The 19,151-nt window shown below is 72.5% G+C and carries 20 protein-coding genes; 15 read left to right on the plus strand and 5 right to left on the minus strand.

Features of this window, described 5'->3' with window-relative positions; translation table 11 throughout:
- The first annotated feature begins 80 nt into the window (after positions 1–80).
- From metG to rsmA, 3 genes are read left to right on the plus strand one after another with little or no spacing between them, the layout of a single operon-like run.
- Complete coding sequence (gene metG, locus BIU98_RS14915) at positions 81–1,658, plus strand: methionine--tRNA ligase (RefSeq protein WP_071278385.1); 1,578 nt, start codon at positions 81–83, stop codon at positions 1,656–1,658.
- Positions 1,655–2,563: a TatD family hydrolase gene (locus tag BIU98_RS14920; protein ID WP_071278232.1), complete on the plus strand. Its 909-nt coding sequence runs from the start codon at positions 1,655–1,657 to the stop codon at positions 2,561–2,563. The genes metG and BIU98_RS14920 overlap by 4 nt, the downstream gene beginning before the upstream one ends.
- Entirely contained in the window at positions 2,560–3,408 is an 849-nt protein-coding gene (gene rsmA, locus BIU98_RS14925) for a 16S rRNA (adenine(1518)-N(6)/adenine(1519)-N(6))-dimethyltransferase RsmA (RefSeq protein ID WP_071278234.1), read from the plus strand. Before BIU98_RS14920 ends, rsmA begins: the two co-directional genes overlap by 4 nt.
- On the opposite strand, the gene BIU98_RS14930 is transcribed toward rsmA, so the two are convergent.
- The gene (locus tag BIU98_RS14930; RefSeq protein ID WP_071278236.1) at positions 3,405–3,938 is read right to left on the minus strand and encodes a hypothetical protein; all 534 of its coding nucleotides are present in this window, start codon (positions 3,936–3,938) and stop codon (positions 3,405–3,407) included. The genes rsmA and BIU98_RS14930 overlap by 4 nt on opposite strands.
- A gap of 107 nt (positions 3,939–4,045) precedes the next feature.
- On the opposite strand from BIU98_RS14930, the gene BIU98_RS14935 reads away from it, so the two are divergent.
- Positions 4,046–4,447: a hypothetical protein gene (locus tag BIU98_RS14935; protein WP_071278238.1), complete on the plus strand. Its 402-nt coding sequence runs from the start codon at positions 4,046–4,048 to the stop codon at positions 4,445–4,447.
- Between the two features lie 158 nt (positions 4,448–4,605).
- Here the strand turns inward: BIU98_RS14935 and BIU98_RS14940 are convergent, their stop codons facing one another.
- Complete coding sequence (locus BIU98_RS14940) at positions 4,606–5,343, minus strand: SDR family oxidoreductase (RefSeq protein WP_071278387.1); 738 nt, start codon at positions 5,341–5,343, stop codon at positions 4,606–4,608.
- 102 nt (positions 5,344–5,445) lie between these two features.
- Between BIU98_RS14940 and BIU98_RS14945 the strand changes: the two genes are divergently transcribed.
- From BIU98_RS14945 to BIU98_RS14965, 5 genes are all read left to right on the plus strand, one after another.
- Complete coding sequence (locus tag BIU98_RS14945) at positions 5,446–6,288, plus strand: helix-turn-helix transcriptional regulator (RefSeq protein ID WP_071278389.1); 843 nt, start codon at positions 5,446–5,448, stop codon at positions 6,286–6,288.
- 52 nt (positions 6,289–6,340) lie between these two features.
- Positions 6,341–7,354, plus strand: coding sequence for a RimK family alpha-L-glutamate ligase (locus tag BIU98_RS14950; protein WP_071278269.1), 1,014 nt, complete (start codon positions 6,341–6,343; stop codon positions 7,352–7,354).
- An 89-nt stretch (positions 7,355–7,443) separates the two neighbouring features.
- Complete coding sequence (locus BIU98_RS14955; RefSeq protein ID WP_071278270.1) at positions 7,444–8,502, plus strand: LLM class flavin-dependent oxidoreductase; 1,059 nt, start codon at positions 7,444–7,446, stop codon at positions 8,500–8,502.
- Positions 8,502–9,800, plus strand: a complete 1,299-nt coding sequence (locus tag BIU98_RS14960) for an O-acetylhomoserine aminocarboxypropyltransferase/cysteine synthase family protein (RefSeq protein WP_071278272.1) — start codon at positions 8,502–8,504, stop codon at positions 9,798–9,800. Before BIU98_RS14955 ends, BIU98_RS14960 begins: the two co-directional genes overlap by 1 nt.
- Positions 9,801–9,858: 58 nt before the next feature.
- Complete coding sequence (locus BIU98_RS14965) at positions 9,859–10,791, plus strand: 4-(cytidine 5'-diphospho)-2-C-methyl-D-erythritol kinase (RefSeq protein ID WP_071278274.1); 933 nt, start codon at positions 9,859–9,861, stop codon at positions 10,789–10,791.
- A gap of 151 nt (positions 10,792–10,942) precedes the next feature.
- Here the strand turns inward: BIU98_RS14965 and BIU98_RS14970 are convergent, their stop codons facing one another.
- The gene (locus BIU98_RS14970) at positions 10,943–11,458 is read right to left on the minus strand and encodes a GNAT family N-acetyltransferase (protein ID WP_071278276.1); all 516 of its coding nucleotides are present in this window, start codon (positions 11,456–11,458) and stop codon (positions 10,943–10,945) included.
- Positions 11,459–11,498: 40 nt separating this feature from the next.
- Positions 11,499–13,154 carry a glycosyltransferase family 39 protein gene (locus tag BIU98_RS14975; RefSeq protein WP_071278277.1) on the minus strand — a complete coding sequence of 552 codons (1,656 nt, stop codon included), beginning with the start codon at positions 13,152–13,154 and terminating at the stop codon, positions 11,499–11,501.
- A gap of 149 nt (positions 13,155–13,303) precedes the next feature.
- Between BIU98_RS14975 and BIU98_RS14980 the strand changes: the two genes are divergently transcribed.
- The 6 genes from BIU98_RS14980 to BIU98_RS15005 all read left to right on the plus strand — a co-directional run bounded on the left by BIU98_RS14980 (position 13,304) and on the right by BIU98_RS15005 (position 18,715).
- Complete coding sequence (locus tag BIU98_RS14980) at positions 13,304–13,711, plus strand: molybdopterin-binding protein (protein WP_071278279.1); 408 nt, start codon at positions 13,304–13,306, stop codon at positions 13,709–13,711.
- On the plus strand, positions 13,698–14,825 hold the full coding sequence (locus BIU98_RS14985; RefSeq protein ID WP_083393290.1) for a HesA/MoeB/ThiF family protein: 1,128 nt from the start codon (positions 13,698–13,700) through the stop codon (positions 14,823–14,825). The genes BIU98_RS14980 and BIU98_RS14985 overlap by 14 nt, the downstream gene beginning before the upstream one ends.
- A gap of 60 nt (positions 14,826–14,885) precedes the next feature.
- Positions 14,886–15,713: a molybdate ABC transporter substrate-binding protein gene (modA, locus tag BIU98_RS14990; protein ID WP_071278281.1), complete on the plus strand. Its 828-nt coding sequence runs from the start codon at positions 14,886–14,888 to the stop codon at positions 15,711–15,713.
- Positions 15,691–16,512: an ABC transporter permease gene (locus tag BIU98_RS14995; RefSeq protein WP_071278283.1), complete on the plus strand. Its 822-nt coding sequence runs from the start codon at positions 15,691–15,693 to the stop codon at positions 16,510–16,512. Before modA ends, BIU98_RS14995 begins: the two co-directional genes overlap by 23 nt.
- Positions 16,509–17,534 (plus strand): ABC transporter ATP-binding protein, encoded by a 1,026-nt coding sequence (locus tag BIU98_RS15000; protein ID WP_071278285.1) that lies wholly within the window; start codon positions 16,509–16,511, stop codon positions 17,532–17,534. Before BIU98_RS14995 ends, BIU98_RS15000 begins: the two co-directional genes overlap by 4 nt.
- Positions 17,535–17,614: 80 nt before the next feature.
- Positions 17,615–18,715, plus strand: a complete 1,101-nt coding sequence (locus BIU98_RS15005; protein ID WP_071278287.1) for a calcium:proton antiporter — start codon at positions 17,615–17,617, stop codon at positions 18,713–18,715.
- A 196-nt stretch (positions 18,716–18,911) separates the two neighbouring features.
- Here BIU98_RS15005 and BIU98_RS15010 read toward each other — a convergent pair whose 3' ends face one another.
- Positions 18,912–19,151: a MoaD/ThiS family protein gene (locus tag BIU98_RS15010; protein WP_254787936.1), complete on the minus strand. Its 240-nt coding sequence runs from the start codon at positions 19,149–19,151 to the stop codon at positions 18,912–18,914.

The following is a 19,151-nucleotide window of genomic DNA, read 5'->3' on the forward strand; positions in this document are numbered from 1 at the left end:
CACGAGCCTCCAGTCCGGGTTTTCCACAGACCGCCGCCGAGCGCGTCATCAGGTCTGGGCGCGCCCGTAGGATGGTCCGCATGTCCGACGGCTCCTCGTTCAGCATCACCACGCCGATCTTCTACGTGAACGACGTGCCCCACATCGGGCACGCCTACACCGAGGTCGCCGCTGACGTCCTCGCGCGGTGGCACCGCCAGCGCGGCGACGACACCTGGCTGCTCACGGGCACCGACGAGCACGGGCAGAAGATCCTGCGCACCGCCTCGGCGAACGACGTCTCCCCGCAGGAGTGGGCCGATCGCCTGGTCACCGACGCCTGGAAGCCGCTGCTCGGCACCGTCGACATCGCCAACGACGACTTCATCCGCACCACCGACGCCCGCCACGAGCGCGGCGTGACCGCCTTCCTGCAGAAGCTCCACGACGACGGCTACATCTACGCCGGCGAGTTCGAGGGCTTCTACTGCGTGGGGTGTGAGGAGTACAAGCAGCCGAGCGACCTGGTGCCCGGCACCGGTGCGTACGAGGGCCAGCAGGTCTGCGCGATCCACTCCATCCCGGTGGAGGTCCTGTCCGAGCGCAACTACTTCTTCCGGATGTCCGACTTCGAGCAGCGCCTGCTCGACCTGTACGAGTCGAACCCCGAGTTCATCCAGCCCGAGAGCGTCCGGAACGAGATCGTCTCCTTCGTCAAGCAGGGCCTGCGCGACCTCTCCATCTCGCGGTCGAGCTTCGACTGGGGCATCAAGATCCCGTGGGACCACGACCACGTGCTCTACGTGTGGTTCGACGCCCTGCTCAACTACGTCACGGCGCTCGGCTACGGCAGTGACGACGACGAGGCCTTCCGGCGTCTGTGGCCGAGCGTGCACATCGTCGGCAAGGACATCGCCCGGTTCCACGCGGTGATCTGGCCCGCGATGCTCATGGCCGCCGGGCTGCCGGTGCCCGAGCGCGTGTTCGGCCACGGCTGGCTGCTCGTCGGCGGCGAGAAGATGTCGAAGTCGAAGCTCACCGGCATCGCGCCGTCGGAGATCACCGACACGTTCGGGTCCGACGCCTTCCGCTACTACTTCCTCCGCGCCATCACGTTCGGGCAGGACGGCAACTTCTCGTGGGAGGACATCTCGGCGCGCTACCAAGCTGAACTCGCGAACGGGTTCGGCAACCTGGCGTCGCGCATCCTCGCGATGCTGCAGAAGTACTTCGACGGCGCCGTGCCGTCGCGGGGTGAGCTGTCCCCGTCCGACGTCGCGGTCGACGACCTCGCGCGGTCCGTCACCGAGCGTGCGGACGCGGCGATCGGAGCGTTCGCGCCGCACGACGCCATCGCCACCACGTGGGAGCTCGTCGACGCGTTGAACGGCTACATCACCGAGCAGCAGCCGTGGGCGCTGGCGAAGGACGACTCCCAGCGGGAGCGTCTCGGCACCGTGCTGACGACCGCGCTGCGCGGGCTCGGGACCGTCGCCGTGCTGGCCTCCCCGGTGATGCCGAAGGCCACCGCGAAGCTCTGGGCCTCCATCGGCGCCGGCGGCACGATCGACGAGCAGCGGGTCGACCGCGCCTTCGAGTGGCAGGGCGCCGACCAGGTCACGCCGCTCGAGTCCGGGCTCTTCCCGCGCATCGAGCAGGCGGAACAGGGCGCAGCGTGAGCGACGCGCACCTCCGCACGCGTGGCGACGCGGCGGACCCGAAGCGGGACCTGTCCTATCCGCCGCTGCCGCAGGCGCTCGTCGTGCCGGTGTACGACAACCACACGCACATGGAGATCGCGGACGGCGGCGACAACGCCCTCGACTACCGGGAGCACCTCGACCGCGCTTCGAGCGTCGGCGTCCGCGGTGTCGTGCAGGTCGGCACCGACCTCGCGACCTCGCAGTGGTCCGCGTCGATCGCCGCCCGTGAGCCCCGCGTGCTCGCGGCCGTGGCGCTGCACCCGAACGAAGCACCCGCGCTCGACGCCCAGGGACTCCTCGACGAGCACCTGGCCGGCATCGCCGAACTCGCCGCGATGCCCCGCGTCCGGGCCATCGGTGAGACCGGGCTCGACTTCTTCCGCACCGGCGACGACGGCCGCGACGCCCAGGTCCGCTCGTTCGAGGAGCACATCCGGATCGCCAAGGAGCACGACCTCGCGCTGACGATCCACGACCGTGACGCCCACGACGCCGTGGTGGAGGTCCTCGACCGCGTCGGCGCTCCGGAGAAGACCGTCTTCCACTGCTTCTCGGGCGGCCCCGACCTTGCCAGGCTCTGCGCCGAGCGCGGCTGGTACATGTCCTTCGCGGGCACGGTGACGTTCAAGAACGCCCAGCTGCTCCGCGACGCCCTGCACGTCGCACCCCGGCACCTGGTCATGGTCGAGACCGACGCGCCGTACCTGACGCCCACGCCGTTCCGCGGCCGGCCGAATGCCCCCTACCTGATCCCGCTCACCCTCCGCTCGATGGCCGAGACCCTCGGCACCGACGCCTCGATGCTCGCGGCGCAGATCGCGTCGAACACCGAGCTCGTCTACGGCGCCTGGGATGCCGAGCCGGTGACGGTGGACGAATGAGCGCCCTGCTCGGTCCCGCCGAGATCCGCGACCTCGCCACGCAGCTCGACGTCACCCCGACCAAGAAGCTCGGGCAGAACTTCGTGCACGACGCCAACACCGTCCGACGCATCGTCGTCGCGGGCGGTGTGACGGCCACGTCGCAGGTGCTCGAGGTCGGGCCGGGCCTCGGATCGCTGACGCTCGGACTGACCGAGACCGGCGCTCCCGTCACCGCGGTGGAGATCGACGGTCGGCTCGCAGCCCGGCTGCCGGCGACCGTCGCGGCCATGCAGCCCGACGCCCGGCTGACGGTCGTGCACCAGGACGCCCTCCGGCTCGCCGCGGCCGACCTCGCCGTCGCCCCGACGCACCTGGTCGCGAACCTGCCGTACAACATCTCCGTGCCCGTGCTGTTGCACCTGCTCGCGACCTTCCCGTCGATCGAGCGCTCGCTCGTCATGGTGCAGGCCGAGGTCGGGTACCGCCTCGCCGCTGACCCGGGCAGCAAGGTCTACGGTTCGCCGAGCGTCAAGGCCGCCTGGTACGGCTCGTGGCGGATCGCCGGGCAGGTCAGCCGGCAGGTGTTCTGGCCGGTGCCGAACGTCGACAGCGTCCTCGTCGGGTTCGTCCGTCATGACCCGCCGGGCGACGAGCAGCTGCGGGCGCAGGTGTTCGCGCTCGTCGACGCCGCCTTCCAGCAGCGTCGCAAGATGCTCCGGCAGGCGCTGTCCGGGCTGTTCGGCAGCAGTGCCAGCGCGTCGGAGATGCTCGAGGCCGCTGGGATCGCACCCACGGCCCGTGGTGAGGAGCTCGGCGTCGACGAGTTCGTGCGCCTCGGACGGACGGTCCTCGCGGCGGCCTAGCGCTCGTTCGCCCCGCGGCCCGTCGCTCTGGCGCCGGTGCTGGCTCCGTTCGTACGGAGCGCGGCGATCACCGCGTACGGGTCCTCGCAGCGGAACGACAGGTCTCGCTTGCCCCGGATGCGGAGCCGGACGCCGGGGCCGTTGTCCATGAGCACGCCGGTGCCGGTCCCCAGGCCGAACCGGATGCCCCAGCCTCCCCACTGTGATCCGCGCAGTTCGACGGGGACGGCTTCGGTGATGGTCGCCGGGTCGATGGTGCGGTGGTACCAGAACGGCGTCATACGGATCACGAGCGCGTCGTCGATCACCACGGACATCCGCGCGATCGCCAGGGCGACTCCGAGGCCGGCGACGATGATCATCGTGGTGATGATCACGGCGAGGTCGACGGCGTTCGGTTCGGAACCGGCGCTGGACGGTGCCATGACCAGCACCACCGCGATCGCCACACTGCCCAGGACCATGCCGATGCCGAGCAGTCGGAAGGCCATCGACGTCCCGATGTGTTCCTCGTGGTGCGCGTTCCCCATGCTCCCATCCTGGCGGAGCGCCACCTCTCCTGTCGACTCCCATGTCAAATGCAGGTACGGACGGGAGGCGTAGCGAGATGGGGCTCCGTCGCGGATAGGCTCGCGACGTGCACCGCCCGAACCGCCTGACGCTCACCATCACGCTGCTGTTCGTGCTCGCCGGTCTGGTCGTCGGCGGGATCGGGATCTCGCGGCTCCTGGCGTCCCCGGGGAGTGACGTCGCCTGGGTGTCGGTGGTGCTCGCCGTCGGGATCGTCTTCTGGGGTCTGAACTTCGCCACCCTCGGCGACGACGACCCCGAGCAGGATGACGACGATCCCGGCACGGTGTCGACGCGCACCGAGCTCCTCACCTCCGCCATGGTCGCGGCGCTCGGGTACGTCCTGCTCCGGACGAGTTCGGACGTCCCACCGCTGCTGTGCCTGCTCGCGGTCGTGGTCGTCGTGGGCCTCGGCATGGCGGAGCGCATCCTCCGACGGCGCCGACGGCAGAGCCCGTCCGAGGGCTGATCGACGGGCTGCACGGTGCGAGCCCCCCTCGTCCCGTGTGACCTTGACCACCCCGTGCGGGCCGACAGCCGCGCACGAGGTGGCCAACCTCGCACCGAGCGCCTGCCGGCCGGCACCGAGCCCCCGCCGGCTCGCACCGAGCAGACGAGCCACCCGCCTCAGTGCGCCGCGAGCATCTCGATGAGCTGCTGCTGCGTGCCGTCGCGCTCGGCCCACCGGAGCGGCAGTACGTTCTGCACGAGGATCTCCGGCGACGCCCCGGACGACAGCAGCGCGACGACCTCGTCCAGGTACGCCGACAGCGGCATCCCGCCGAAGTCCACGCCCTCGCCCTGCAGGTCGGTCGCGACCGCCGGCGGCACGAGCTCGAGCACGGACACCGGGGAGCCCACGAGCTGCTGCCGGAGCGACAGCGTGTACGAGTGCACGGCGGCCTTCATCGCGTTGTAGGTCGGGGTCGCGGCGAGCGGCGTGAAGGCCAGCCCGGAGGAGACGGTCATGACGGTGGCGGCCGGCTGCGCGAGCAGGTGCGGCAGGAACGCGTCGACGAGCCGCACGGTGCCGAGGAAGTTCGTCGTCACGGTGGCCTCGGCGTCCGCCAGGTGGGCCGACGACCGCAGGTCCTCCTGGCGCATGATCCCCGACATGGTGACGATGGTGTCGAGCGCCGGGTACGCCTCGGTGACGGAGGCCGCAGCGGCGGTGATCGAGGCCGGGTCGTCGACGTCGAGCTGCACGGTGCCGAACCCGTGCTCGGCGGCGAGGGAGTCGAGCAGCGACTGGCGGCGCCCGCCGATGACGACGGTGCTGCCGGCCTGCTGCAGGCGGAGGGCGAGCCCGAGGCCGATGCCCGAGGTCGCGCCGGAGATGAAGACGGTTGCGTTCGTGATGTCCATGACGACCACGATGCCCGGCCGCGCACCGGCCATCCAGAGGCCGGACATCGGGGGACCGCCGGTCCCTGGCACCGACGGGCGCCGCGCAGCAGACTGATGCGCATGGACCGTCCCGAACTCGCCGACTTCCTCCGCCGTCGCCGGGAGCTCCTGCGCCCGGAGGACGTCGGGCTCGGCACGGGGGCCCGTCGGCGCACGCCCGGGCTCCGCCGCGAGGAGGTCGCCGCCCTCGCCGGGATGTCGGCCGACTACTACACGCGCCTCGAACAGCAGCGGGGCCCGCAGCCGTCCGAGCAGATGGTCGTCGCGATCGCCCGCGCGCTCCGGTGCAGCCTCGACGAGCGCGACCACCTGCTCCGGCTCGCCGGCCACAACGCCCCGGTGCGTGTCCACCGCTCGGACCACGTCGACCCGGCGATCCTCCGCGTGCTCGACCGCCTCGAGGACACGCCCGCCATCGTCGTCAGCGACCTCGGCGAGACCCTCGTGGAGAACCGGCTCGGCGCTGCGCTCCTCGGCAGCACGGTCGGTCTGACCGGCAACGAGCGCTACCAGCCGTGGCGCTGGTTCATGACCGACACCGAACCCGCCCGGTACGCGCCGGAACAGCACGAGCGCCTCGCCCGTGCCCAGGTCGCCGCGCTCCGTGCCGCGGTCGGCGCAGCGGGCCCCGGCGACCGTCGGGCAGCCGCTCTCGTCACTGACCTCAGTGCGCACAGCGAGGCGTTCCGCGCACTCTGGGCGCTGCACGAGGTCGGCAGTCGGTGGGAGGACCACAAGACCTTCGTTCACCCGGAGCTCGGGCGGATCACCGTCGACTGCCAGGTCCTGCACACGTCGAACCAGGCGCAGGCGCTCCTGCTCTTCACGGCACCAGCCGGCAGCGAGGACGCCCAGAAGCTCGAGCTGCTGGGCGTCGTCGGCGCCCAGGTCTTCTCCGAGTAGCGCCACGTCACACACCTGGCACCCGCCGACCGACCGTGCCTAGGGTGGACGCGTGAGCACTCCGCGCGTGTACGTCATCCACGAGAACCCCGAGTGGTTCCCGCCGCTCGCCGCCGCCTTCGAGGCCGAGGGCGTCCCGGTCGAGGAGATCCTCCTGACCGAGGGGCAGATCGACCTCGGCGCCGAGCCCGAGCCCGGCGTCTACTGGTCGAGGATGTCCGCGAGCTCCCACACCCGCGGGCACGAGCACAGCAAGGAGTACACCCGCGCGGTGCTCGGCTGGCTCGAACGAGCTGGTCGCCAGGTCGTCGGCGGCAGCCACGTGCTCGAGCTCGAGGTCTCGAAGGTCGCCCAGCACGGGCTCCTGCAGCAGGCCGGGTTCGACGTCCCGCGCACCACGGCCGTGTTCGGCACGACGACGCTCAAGCAGGCCGCCCGGACCTTCACCGACGGCCAGGACGTCCCCTTCATCACGAAGCACAACCAGGGCGGCAAGGGCCTCGGCGTCCGTCGGTTCGACTCGCTCGCCGAGTTCGACGCCTACGTCGACAGCCCCGAGTTCGAGGCCCCTGTCGACGGCATCACCCTGCTGCAGGAGTACCTGACGGCGCGCGAGCCCTTCATCACCCGCGTCGAGTTCGTCGGCGGCGAGTTCGTCTACGCCGTCCGCGTCGACACCAGCGCCGGCAGCTTCGAGCTCTGCCCCGCCGACGCGTGCGAGGTGCCGCAGGTCATCGCGGGAGCCGTCTGCGACGTCCCGGGCACCGAGACCGCGGGTGCCCCGCCCGCCTTCAGCGTCCGCACCGAGGTCACGGCCGCCCACCCCCTCGTGCAGCAGCTCCGCACGTTCCTGGCCGACCAGCGCGTCACGATCGCGGGTGTCGAGTTCATGGAGACGACCGACGGACGGACCGTGGTCTACGACATCAACACGAACACGAACTACAACCCCGCCGTCGAGGACGCGGCGCCGGCCTCCGGCCCGCGCTCCATCGCCCGGTACCTCGGTGGCCTCCTGGACGCCGAGTACCAGCCCGCACCAGCGGGCGCAGCGGCGCACGTCTGACCTGACCACCCACCGGACGGGAGGCCCGGCTCGCCACCGGCACCGAGCCTCCCGTCCGTCTCCGCTCACCACCTGAGGAACCCACCACCGTGCGATTCGGATACTGGACCCCGCTCTTCGGCGGCTGGCTGCGCAACGTCGACGACGAGCAGATGCCGGTCACCTTCGACTACGTCAAGCGGCTGGCGCAGCGCGCCGAGCAGATCGGGTTCGACCTGACGCTCGTGCCGGAGCTCAACCTCAACGACATCAAGGGCGTTGCGGCACCGAGCCTGGAGGCCTGGGCGCTCGCCGCAGCCATCGCGGCGACGACCGACCGGCTCGAGATCATGGCGGCGATGCGGCCGGGCTACCACCTGCCCGCCGTGACGGCGAAGCAGGCGGCGACGATCGACGACATCTCGGGCGGTCGCTTCACGTTCAACGTGGTGAGCGCCTGGTGGGCGGAGGAGGCCCGCCAGTACGGCGGCATCTTCTCCGAGCACGACGACCGCTACAAGCGCACGGCGGAGTTCGTCGAGGTCATGAAGGGGCTGTGGCGCGAGACGCCGTACTCGTTCCACGGCGAGTACTACGACGTCGAGAACGCGCACCTGGAGCCGAAGCCGCGCGTCACCCCGCGCATCTACGCTGGCGGCGAGAGCGAGGCCGGCAAGGCGAGCATCACGCACTACGCCGACGCCTACGTCACCCACGGCGGGACCGTCGAGGAACTCCGGGCGAAGATCGCCGAGATGCGCCAGCGTCGCGAGGACGCCGGGCTGCCGCCGTTCGAGGCGTTCGGCATGGCCGCGTACGCGATCGTCCGCGAGACCGAGGAAGAGGCCCAGGCCGAGCTGGCGCGGGTCACCGACGTGCAGCACGGCAAGGCCTACGAGTCGTACCAGGACTTCATCTCGAAGTCGCAGCTGGAGCACGTGCCCTCGCTCGAGGACTACTCCGTGTCGAACCGGGGGCTGCGGCCGCAGTTCGTCGGGACGCCGGAGCAGGTCGCGGCACGGATCCGGGAGTACGAGGACGCGGGCGTCGACACCCTGTTGCTGCAGTTCTCGCCGCAGCTGGAGGAGATGGAGCGCTTCGGCGAGCAGGTCATCCCGCTCGTGCGGGCGTCGGTGCCGTCGTCCGTCGCGGCAGGGCTGGTGTCCTGATGGCGGTCGAGGACGGCTGGGCCTTCGAGACCCGGCAGATCCGTGCCGGGTTCAAGTCCGACCCTGGCTTCGGCGGGAACGTGCCGCCCATCGCCCAGACCGCAGCGTTCGTCTACCCGTCGGGGGAGGACGCCGCCGACCGGTTCCTGCTGAACGCGCCGGGGCACACCTACTCGCGGGTGAACAACCCGTCGGCAGCCGCGCTCGAGCGTCGGATCGCCGACCTCGAGGGCGGGGTGGCCGCCCTCGCGCTCGCGTCCGGGCAGGCGGCGACGTCGCTCGCGGTGCTCGGGCTCGCCCGCGCCGGTGACCACATCGTGTCGAGCGCGTCGCTGTACGGGGCGACCTACACGCTGTTCGCGTCGACGCTGAAGGACCTCGGCATCGCGTTCACGTTCGTGCAGGACCCCACCGACCTGTCGGAGTGGGCCGCAGCGGTGCGTCCGGAGACCCGCGCGTTCTTCGGGGAGTCGATCCCGAACCCGCGCGGGGACGTCCTCGACTTCGCCGGGGTGTCCGGGGTCGCACACGACGCCGGGGTCCCGCTCATCGTCGACAACACCATCGCAACGCCGTACCTGGTCCGACCGATCGAGCACGGTGCGGACATCGTCGTGCACTCGGCGACGAAGTACCTGGCCGGACACGGCAGCGCGATCGCCGGGCTCATCGTCGACGGCGGCACGTTCGACTGGGCGGCGTACCCGGCGAAGTACCCGCAGCTCGCGACGACCGAGCACTCGGGGTTCTCGGGTACGAACTTCGCGGAGAAGTTCGGACGGCGAGCGTTCATCCAGCGCACCCGGTCGAAGCTGTCGGCGGACCTCGGGCCCGCGATCGCCCCGTTCAACGCCTTCCTCGTGCTGCAGGGCATCCAGACCCTGTCGCTCCGGATGGACCGGCACGTGCAGAACGCCGCCACGGTGGCCGCGTGGCTGGACGCCCACGCCCAGGTCGAGCACGTGCACTACGCCGGCCTGCCGGGCTCCCCGTGGCACCACCTGCAGCAGCGGTACGTACCGAAGGGGCCGTCGGCGGTGCTGGCGTTCGACCTGGCCGGTGGCGTCGAGGCCGGGCGTCGGTTCGTCGCGGCCCTGGAGCTGTTCGACCACGTGTCGAACATCGGAGACGTCCGGTCGCTCGTCGTGCACCCGGCGTCGACGACCCACGTGCAGATGACCCCGTCGGAGCGGGCCTCCGCGGGGGTGGGCGAGGGACTCATCCGGCTGTCGATCGGCCTGGAGCACCCGGACGACATCCTGGCGGACCTGGCGCGGGGGTTCGCGGCTGCCTCGTGAGCTGCCGCCTCGTGAGCGGGCGGAGAGCAGCGGGACCGGAGCGGGATAGGTTGGACACATGACCTCGCTGGCGGCACCGACCCGCGTTCGGACGCGCGCTCCCGGCAAGATCAACGTGTTCCTCTCCGTCGGTGCCCTGCAGGACGACGGCTACCACGACGTGGCGACGGCGTACCAGGCCGTGTCCCTGTTCGAGGACGTCGTCGCGGAACAGGCCGACGACTTCAGCGTGACCTTCACCGGCTCCGTGGACACCACGGGCGTCCCGGTCGACGGCACGAACCTGGCGATCCGGGCGGCGCGGCTCGTCGCGGAGACCGCCGGGTACTCGGGCGGCGTGCGGCTGACGATCGACAAGCGGGTGCCCGTCGCCGGCGGCATGGGTGGCGGCTCGGCGGACGCGGCGGCGACGCTCCTGGCGGTCGACACGCTGTGGGGCACCGCCCTTGGCCGCGACGAGCTCCTGCGGCTGGCGGCCGAGCTCGGGGCGGACGTGCCGTTCGCCTTCGCCGGCGGGACCGCGGTGGGCACCGGGCGCGGCGACGAGCTGAGCCCCGCGCTGGCCAAGGGCGAGTTCCAGTGGGTGCTCGCGCTCAGCGACGACGGACTCTCCACGCCGGCCGTGTACCGCGCGCTCGACGAACACCGCGAGCGCTACCGTGCCGACATCGCGCCGGCACCCTCGACGCCCGTGGTCGAGTCGAACGTGCTGCAGGCCCTGCGTGCTGGCGACCCGGACCTGCTCGCCGACTGCCTGCACAACGACCTGCAGGCGCCGGCGATGCACCTCCAGCCTGGGCTCGCCGCCACGCTCGAGGTCGGGGAGCGCTCCGGTGCCCTCGCCGGGCTGGTGTCCGGGAGTGGGCCGACGGTCGCGTTCCTGGTCGCCGACATCGACGCCGCGCTCGAGGTCCAGGTCGCGCTGAGCGCCGCCGGGCTCGTCGCGGTCCGTGCCACCGGCCCGGTGCACGGCGCGCGCGTGGTCCACTGACGCGTCCGCCGCGCGCGCTCGCTCGCGCCGCGGGCGCCGCGCGCGCCGAGTCTCGGTGCCACGGACATCGTGCGCGCTCCTGACTACGCAGGTCATCCGCGGGGGCGAGACTCGATCTCGCGCAGACGGGCCCGCGGCGGGCCCGCCGGGCTCAGTCGGCCAGGCGCTGGAACAGGACGTGGTCCTGCCACTCGCCGGCGATCCGCAGGTACCGCGGCGCGTAGCCGTAGCGCTCGAAGCCGTTGTTCGCGAGGACCCGCTGCGACCGCTCGTTGTGGGGGAGCGTGCCGGCCTCCACCCGGTGCAGCCCGAGCCGGTCGAAGGCCATCCGGGTCGCGAGTCCGACCGCTGCCGTCGCGGCACCGTTGCCCGCGGCGTCCTCGGACACCCAGTAGCCGAGGGTGGCGGAGCAGAACGCCCCCATCACGATCGAGTTGAGGTTGATCCGACCGACGACGACCCCGTCGGTGGTGATCACGAGCGGCATCATCACGCCCTGCTGTCGCCGCCGGACCGCCGACTGGATCTCAGCACGCTGGCCGTCGACCGTGAAGAAGGTCTCGGGACGGACCGGGTCCCACGGGGCGAGCCAGGCGCGGTTCCGAGCGAGGAGGTCACCGAGCCGTTCGGCGTCGGCGGGCTCGATCGGTCGGACGTCGTGCTGCATGACGGCAGCATGGCACACCGCCCGTCCACGACCTCGGAGGTCAGCGGACGCGGACGTACTCCGTCATGATGACCGTCCCGGTCTTCCAGCGCTGCTCGGCCACGAAGCCGTGCTGCTCGAGCACCTCGGTGGTCTTCGGTTCCTTGTTGCGGGAGGTCCCGCCGACGAACCAGACGGTGTCGATGTCCCCGAGCCGTGCGGGCACCGTCGTGGCGACGTCGCCGGTGCGGTTCCACAGCACGCCGGTCTCGGCGCCGTTCTTCCGGACGCCCAGGTCGGTCATGCCGGTGAACGCCCAGGGGTACGAGATCCGGATGATGTCCGCCGTGGCGCCGGGGTGCCCGTAGACGCTGCCGAACACGACGCCTTCGTCGGCGTCCGGACGGGCGTCCCGCGCGGTGGCGATGATCGAGGCTGCCTTGGCCCAGGTCGAGTCCTGCTTCGCCATCGGCTGCTTGACCGCGATGCCCGCGGGGATCGACAGGACGAGGAGGAACGCCACGGACCCCGCGAGCCACGCCTTCGGGCGCAGGAGCGTGACCGCGAGGGCGATGAGGATCGCGACGAAGGGCAGGCTCAGCGTGGCGTACTTCGGCGAGTACAGGTGCTCACCCAGCGCCGTGGCACCGACGAGCGCCGCGGTGGGGACGACCATGAGCGGGAGCGCGACCCGGACGGCCTGCATCCGGAAGAGGGCCCGGACGGTGGGGGAGGGACGACGTGCCTGGATGACCGCAGCCACGACGCCGACGGCCATCAGCGTCCAGGCGACGGCGGCTGTCGCGTCGTCTGCGCCGAACCACGCCGTGGCGAAGACCTGCGCGATGGTGCGGTCGCCGACGGGCGCGATCCACCCGACCTGCTTGGACTGCGACACGACCGCGAGCACGAACGGCGAGGCGATGAAGGCAGCGGCAGCGGCAGCGATGCCCCAGCGCACGAGTGCACGACCCGGGACGAGCGGTGGAGCGAGGACGGTGCGCACCGACATGTTGGCTCGGCGGATCTCGGACCGGCGCGCGAGCACGGTCCAGAGCAGGACGACGGCGTGTGCGACGACGGCGAGCGACAGGTAGACGTTGAACGTGACCGCCACCAGGGCGAGCGCCCCGTAGGCGATCCACCAGCGGGTGGCGTGGTGTCGCGACCGCGTGCGACGCACGGCGGTGAGTCCGACCAGGGTCAGGCACACCGACAGCGTGGTGATCGTGGCGTAGGGACGGCCCTCGGACCCGGCCCACTGCACGCGGGGCAGGGCGAGGAAGACGAGGCCGGCGACGATGCCGAGCCGCCGACCGCCGAGGCGCCGACCGAGTGCCACGACGAGGGCCGCGGCGACGCCGATCGCGAGCGCGCTGGGGAAGCGGAGGGTGAACGGCGTGTAGCCGACGAGCCAGAACCACGCGTGCATGAGGGCGTAGTACAGGCCGTGGACGGCGTCGACGGAGTGCAGCTCGGCCCAGAGCTGGGCCCAGGACCGCTGGGCGCTCGTGACCGTGGCGGCCTCGTCGTACCAGAGTGACGGCACCCACGAGAAGGCCGCGGTGACCAGGACGGCCAGGGCGCCGATGGTGAGCTCCGGCGTCCGCACGACGGCCAGGCCGATCGCGCCGGACACGCCGCGCAGCCGGGTCCGCACCTCGGGAGCGGACACCTGGCGGGGCACGCCGATGGTGCCGGTACGCGGGGAACTCACGGGGCCGACGGTAGCGGCGGCCCCTGGGCGGCGACCCGACGGTCTACCCCGTGCTCCTGAGAATGTCACATTGTGGTTCGGAGCCCTCCCCGAGATCGACGGGTCCACCCGAGGGGTGTCGCACCCGGCAGAACCGCTAGCATCCGGGGATGAGTCGGTTGCGGGTCAGGGACGCGGCGCAGTACCTCGGGGTGAGCGACGACACGGTCCGGCGCCTCGTGGACGCCGGGACGTTCTCGCGTCTTTCGGACGACGCCGGTCGCGCGGTGGTCGACGGACGCGAACTCGCCGTGCACGCGAAGGCCCACGGCGGAGCGCTGCCGGACCCGTCGTCGTCCGTCAGGAGCTCGGCGCGCAACCGCTTCGTGGGGATCGTGACCGAGGTCGTCGCGGACACCGTGATGGCGCAGGTCGAACTGCAGTGCGGGCCCCACCGGGTCGTCTCGCTCATGAGTGCCGAGGCCGTCCGCGACCTCGGGCTCGAGGTCGGGTCGGTGGCCGTCGCCTCGGTCAAGGCCACGATGGTGACGGTGGAGACCCCCGATGACGACGACTGACGACACGGCCCCGCCCACGCCAGGCGCGGTCCCGCGCACGCCAGGCACGGCCCCGCTCACGCCGGCTCCGGCTCCGGCCCCGCTGACCCCGTCCCGCCGCCGCCTGGGCTCCCGCACGGCCGCCCTCGACGCCGGCGGTGACCGCACCCTCGAGCGACTCGCGGCCGCCCGGGTCCTCGTCGTCGGCGCCGGCGGCCTCGGTGCCCCGGTCGTCGCGTACCTCGCGGGCAGCGGCATCGCCCGCCTGACGATCGTCGACCCCGACGTCGTCGACCCGTCGAACCTCGCCCGGCAGACGCTCTTCACCGCGGCGGACGTCGGGCGTCCCAAGGCCCAGGTCGCCGCCGAGCGCGCCGCGGCCGTCGACCCCGAGTGCCAGGTCGACGCCGTCGTCGAGCGCTTCCACGCCGGGCTCGTCGCCGGGCACGACGTGGTCGTCGACGCCGCCGACTCACTCCTGGTCACCCGGGCCGTCTCGGACGCCTGCGCCGAGGAGCACGTCCCGTTCGTCTGGGGGAGTGCCCTCGGGTACGACGGGCAGGTCACCGTGTTCGACGACCGGGTCGTCGACTTCCACGACCTGCACCCGGACGTCCAGCCGGACGAGGGCTCGTGCGCGCTCGACGGTGTCCTGCCCGCGCTCTGCGGTGCGGTCGGCTCCGTGATGGCCGCGCAGGTCACGGCCCTGGTCGCCGGCCTCGGTGAGCCCCTGCTCGGACGTGTGCTCAGCGTCGACGCTCGTCGGTGGCGCTGGACCGAGAGCCCGCTCCGCCGCGGACCTGCGTCCCGTCGTCCCGCGCAGCACCTGCCCACCGACGACACCGTGCTCACTCGGATCGCCCCGTCCGCGCTCGCCGCCCGGATCGCCGACCCGGCGGACGACGTGCTCGTCGTCGACGTCCGGACGCCGGCGGAGCGCGCGCAGGGTGTCGTGCCGGGCGCCGTGTCGCCGGAGGACCTGCCGGCGGACGACGGGCGCGAGGTCGTCGTGGTGTGCGCCCGCGGACCCCGGGCCGTCGCCTGGGCCACTGAGGCGACCGCGTCCGGCCGCACCGCGGTGGTGCTCGACGGCGGCATGCAGGCGTGGGAACGCGAGGGCCTCCCCACCATCTGAGGCGCACCTGCGGCTAAGTTGGAGTCGTCGAGGCGCGCCTGCGTCCAGAGGAGGCGCACCGTGCTCACCAGGACCACCACCACGGTCGCCGTCACGGCGGCCACCCTGGCGCTGCTCACCGGGTGCAGCGCGAACCAGGCGCCGAGCACGAGCACGAGCAGCAGCACGAGCCAGACGACCGGCAGCCCGACCGGCAGCCCGACCGGCAGCCCGACCGGCACGATCACGGTCTTCGCCGCCGCGAGCCTGCAGCAGACGTTCACCACGCTCGGGAAGGACTACGAGCGGGCTCACCCCGGCACGACGGTGCGGTTCTCGTTCGCCGGCTCGAGCGACCTCGTCACGCAGATCCAGAACGGCGCCCCCGCCGACGTGTTCGCCAGCGCCGACGAGCCGAACATGCGGAAGCTCACCGCCGCCGACCTGATCGACGGCAGCGCCGAGCCCTTCGCGACGAACACCCTGCAGATCGCCGTCGCCCCCGGCAACCCGGAGCGCATCCACGACCTCGACGACCTGACCGCCCCCGGCCTGCAGGTCGTCACGTGCGCCGCCCCCGTGCCGTGCGGCGCGGCGACGAAGCAGGTGGAGCAGGCAGCCGGCGTGACGCTGCGCCCGGTCAGCGAGGAGCAGTCGGTCACCGACGTCCTCGGCAAGGTCGCGTCCGGTCAGGCCGACGCGGGCCTGGTCTACGTCACGGACGTCCGCGGGTCGGGCGGCAAGGTCGACGGGGTCCCCTTCGACGCGGCACGACGGGCGGTGAACACGGACCCGATCGGCGTCGTGCACGGCACAGCGAACGCCGATCTCGCCCGGTCGTTCAGCGCGTACGTCCGATCGGACGATGGACAGCAGGTCCTGGCTGATGCAGGGTTCGGCACCCCGTGAGCACGGCGACCGCCCCGTGAGGACCCCCTGGTGGCTCCCCGTCCCCGCAGTCCTCGGCGGCCTGTTCGTCGTCGTGCCCGTCCTCGCGATGGTCGGCCGGGTCCAGTGGGGGTCCTTCGCCACGCTCGTCACGTCCCCGGCCTCGCTGACCGCGCTCGGCCTCAGCCTCGGCACCGCCGCCGCCGCGACGGGCATCGCCTTCGTCCTCGGCCTGCCGCTCGCGGTCGTGTTCTCGCGCGTCCGCTCCCGCTGGGTCGGCGTGGCCCGGGCCGTCGTCCTGCTGCCGCTCGTGCTCCCGCCCGTCGTGGGCGGGCTCGCGTTGCTCGCGGCGTTCGGGAGGCTCGGACCCCTGGGCGGCTTCCTCGACGCGCACGGCGTCCGGATCGCCTTCACCACCGCCGCGGTCGTGGTGGCGCAGACGTTCGTCGCGATGCCGTTCCTGGTCACGTCCGTCGAGGGTGCCCTCCGCACCAGCGGCGACCGGTACGAGCGGGTCGCAGCGACCCTCGGCGCGAGTCCCACCCGCGTCCTGGTCACCGTCACGCTCCCACGGGCCCTCCCCGGCATCGTCTCGGGCCTGGTGCTGTGCTTCGCCCGGGCGCTCGGCGAGTTCGGTGCCACGCTGACCTTCGCTGGCAGCCTGCAGGGGGTCACGAGGACCCTGCCGCTCGAGATCTACCTGCAGCGCGAGGTCGACCCGGACACCGCGATCGCCCTGGCGCTGGTCCTCGTGGTGGTCGCGGTCGTCGTCATCGGCGCGACCTCCGTCCGCTCCGGACTCCGGCCGGTGGCGGCATGAGCGGTCTGCGCGCCCACGTCGTCCTGCGGGACCGCGACCTCGACGTCACGCTCGAGGTCGGGCCCGACGAGTGCCTCGCCGTCATCGGACCGAACGGCGCCGGCAAGTCCTCCGTCGTCGAGGCCGTCGCTGGCCTCGTCCGCCTCGACGCGGGCGCCGTGTCCATCGACGGCCGCACCGTCGACGACGGACGACACCACGTGCCGTCCCACCGTCGCCGGGTCGGCCTGGTCGGACAGCGCCCGGACCTCTTCCCACACCTGTCGGTCGCCGACAACGTCGCCTACGGTCCGCGCGCCTCCGGTGTGCACGGACGGGAGGCCCGGCTCCGCTCCGACGCGGCCCTGACGGTCGTCGACGCGCTCGCCCTGGCACCGCGCGACCCCGGCTCCCTGTCGGGCGGGCAGGCGCAGCGGGTCGCGATCGCACGGGCCCTCGCCGCGGACCCGGCCGTGCTGCTGCTCGACGAACCGACCTCGGCACTCGACGTCGAGGCCCGCGAGCACGTCCGCGCGGCCCTCGCCACCGCGGTCTCCGGCCGGCCGACGGTCCTCGTCACGCACGACCCGATCGAGGTCGTCGCGCTCGCGTCCCGCGTGGTGGTGCTCGAGCACGGCCGCGTGGTCGAGACCGGCACCACCGCCGAGGTCCTCGGCCGTCCGACCAGCGCCTTCGGGGCCGCGTTCTCCGGGCTCGCGCTCGTCCCGGGGACGGCCACGGCGACCGGGATCGCGCTCGACGGCGGGGGCGAGCTGGTGTCGGGGACCGGCACCGAGCCTCCCGGCCGGACGGTCTTGGCCGCGTACCACCCGACGGCCGCCGTCGTCACGCGGGACGGCGACGGGGTGGTGCGCCGGGTGCGCGCGGTCGAGCCGCAGGACGGACTGGTCCGCGTCCGGGCCGGTGAGCTCGTCGCCGACGTGACCGTGGCCCAGGCGGCCCGGCTCGGACTGGCGAGCGGTGACACCGTGCGGATCGCGGTGCGGCCGGACGAGGTGGACGTCTACGCCCCACGTCGCTGAGCCGGACGCGTCGGTGAGCCGGACGAGTCGGTGAGCCGGACGCGTCGGTGAGCCGGACGCGTCGGTGGGAGGATTGCCCGATGACTTCGAGGATCCTCCGGGCCTGGCCGGTCGGTACGCCGATCGTCGCCGCCCTCGTGCTCGTGCCGGCGTTCATCATGCACGACCTCGGCACGGTGGCGGTCGTCGTCGTCGCCGTTGTGCTCGCGGGTACGATCCTCGCCGCGGTGCACCACGCCGAGGTCGTCGCGCACCGGGTGGGCGAGCCGTTCGGGTCGCTCGTGCTCGCCGTCGCTGTCACGGTGATCGAGGTCGCGCTCATCATCACGCTGTCGAGCTCCGGCGGGCCGAAGGCCGAGACGCTCGCGCGGGACACCGTGTTCTCCGCGGTGATGATCACGATGAACGGGCTCGTCGGGCTCGCGATCCTGATCGGGACGCTGCGGCACAACACCGTGCGCTTCAACCAGGAGGGCGCCTCGGCCGCCACGATGACCGTCGCGGCGCTGGCGGTGCTGACGCTCGTGCTGCCGACGTTCACCACCGGCACCGACGACTCGTCGTTCACGACGGCGCAGCTCGTCTTCGTGGCGCTGGCGTCCCTGGCGCTCTACGGCCTGTTCGTGGTGACGCAGACCGTGGCGCACCGGGACTTCTTCCTGCCGGTGAACAAGGCGGGCGGGGTGCTCGCCGAGTCCGAGGACGCCCACGCCGAGCGGCCCTCCGGCCGTGCGACGCTGACCTCGCTCGGGCTGCTGCTCCTGGCGCTCGTCGCCGTGGTCGGGCTCGCGAAGGTGGAGTCGCCCGCGATCGAGGCCGGCGTCGCCGCGGTCGGCTTCCCGCCCTCGTTCGTCGGTGTCGTCATCGCGCTGCTGATCCTGCTGCCCGAGGGGATCGCCGCGTCGAAGGCGGCCGCGCGCAACCGCGTCCAGACGAGCCTGAACCTGGCGATGGGGTCCGCCATGGCATCGATCGGCCTGACGATCCCGGCGATCGCCGTCGCGTCGTTCTTCACCGACGGGGTGCTGCTGCTCGGGCTGGGGTCGGCGCAGATCGTGCTGCTCGCGCTGACGATCGTCGCCGCGGTGCTCACCGTGCTGCCCGGTCGTGCGACGCGGCTGCAGGGGGGCGTGCACCTGGTGATCTTCGCCGCGTTCATCGTCCTGTCGGTGAGCCCGTAGGGCGCCGCGGCGCGGGGCGCGGCGCTCCGGCTCGCGCGTGGTGCGAGGTTGACCACGTGGTGCGGGGTCGTACACGCGCACGGGGTGGTCAACCTCGCACCGGCTGAGGGAACGCGCACGGTGCGTGGTCGCTGGGCCTGCCGGAACCTCGCACGGGCCGAGGGAACGCGCACGGTGCGAGCCGGGGCAGCGCCCGTCAGCCGCCGGCGAAGGGCGGCATCACGTCGACCAGCCCGACCCCGGCGAGCGAGGTCGACCGGTCACGGGTGGTGACGCCGTCGACCAGGTACGAGCACCGCTCCTGCAGCGACGCCCACCGCTCGGCGTCGACCGCCGCCACGCTGCCCAGGGCCTCGGCGAGGGTCGAGGCGTCGGAGGTGATCTCGTCCGTGCCGACCGCAGCCCGTGCAGCGGCGAAGAACCGGATCGTGGTCAT

The sequence above is a fragment of the Curtobacterium sp. MMLR14_010 genome (assembly GCF_001865015.1).
In the GTDB taxonomy this organism is placed as follows: Bacteria; Actinomycetota; Actinomycetes; order Actinomycetales; family Microbacteriaceae; genus Curtobacterium.

Excerpts from the sequence above, each read along its gene's own strand:
- BIU98_RS14985 (WP_083393290.1), top strand. The coding sequence starts at position 13,698 with ATGACGACGACTGACGACACGGCCCCGCCCACGCCAGGCGCGGTCCCG.
- BIU98_RS15010 (WP_254787936.1), bottom strand. The coding sequence starts at position 19,151 with ATGACCACGATCCGGTTCTTCGCCGCTGCACGGGCTGCGGTCGGCACG.
- BIU98_RS14940 (WP_071278387.1), bottom strand. The coding sequence starts at position 5,343 with ATGGACATCACGAACGCAACCGTCTTCATCTCCGGCGCGACCTCGGGC.
- rsmA (WP_071278234.1), top strand. The coding sequence starts at position 2,560 with ATGAGCGCCCTGCTCGGTCCCGCCGAGATCCGCGACCTCGCCACGCAG.
- BIU98_RS14970 (WP_071278276.1), bottom strand. The coding sequence starts at position 11,458 with ATGCAGCACGACGTCCGACCGATCGAGCCCGCCGACGCCGAACGGCTC.
- metG (WP_071278385.1), top strand. The coding sequence starts at position 81 with ATGTCCGACGGCTCCTCGTTCAGCATCACCACGCCGATCTTCTACGTG.
- BIU98_RS14995 (WP_071278283.1), top strand. The coding sequence starts at position 15,691 with ATGCAGGGTTCGGCACCCCGTGAGCACGGCGACCGCCCCGTGAGGACC.
- BIU98_RS14980 (WP_071278279.1), top strand. The coding sequence starts at position 13,304 with ATGAGTCGGTTGCGGGTCAGGGACGCGGCGCAGTACCTCGGGGTGAGC.
- BIU98_RS15005 (WP_071278287.1), top strand. The coding sequence starts at position 17,615 with ATGACTTCGAGGATCCTCCGGGCCTGGCCGGTCGGTACGCCGATCGTC.
- BIU98_RS14965 (WP_071278274.1), top strand. The coding sequence starts at position 9,859 with ATGACCTCGCTGGCGGCACCGACCCGCGTTCGGACGCGCGCTCCCGGC.
- BIU98_RS15000 (WP_071278285.1), top strand. The coding sequence starts at position 16,509 with ATGAGCGGTCTGCGCGCCCACGTCGTCCTGCGGGACCGCGACCTCGAC.
- BIU98_RS14945 (WP_071278389.1), top strand. The coding sequence starts at position 5,446 with ATGGACCGTCCCGAACTCGCCGACTTCCTCCGCCGTCGCCGGGAGCTC.
- BIU98_RS14930 (WP_071278236.1), bottom strand. The coding sequence starts at position 3,938 with ATGGGGAACGCGCACCACGAGGAACACATCGGGACGTCGATGGCCTTC.
- BIU98_RS14960 (WP_071278272.1), top strand. The coding sequence starts at position 8,502 with ATGGCGGTCGAGGACGGCTGGGCCTTCGAGACCCGGCAGATCCGTGCC.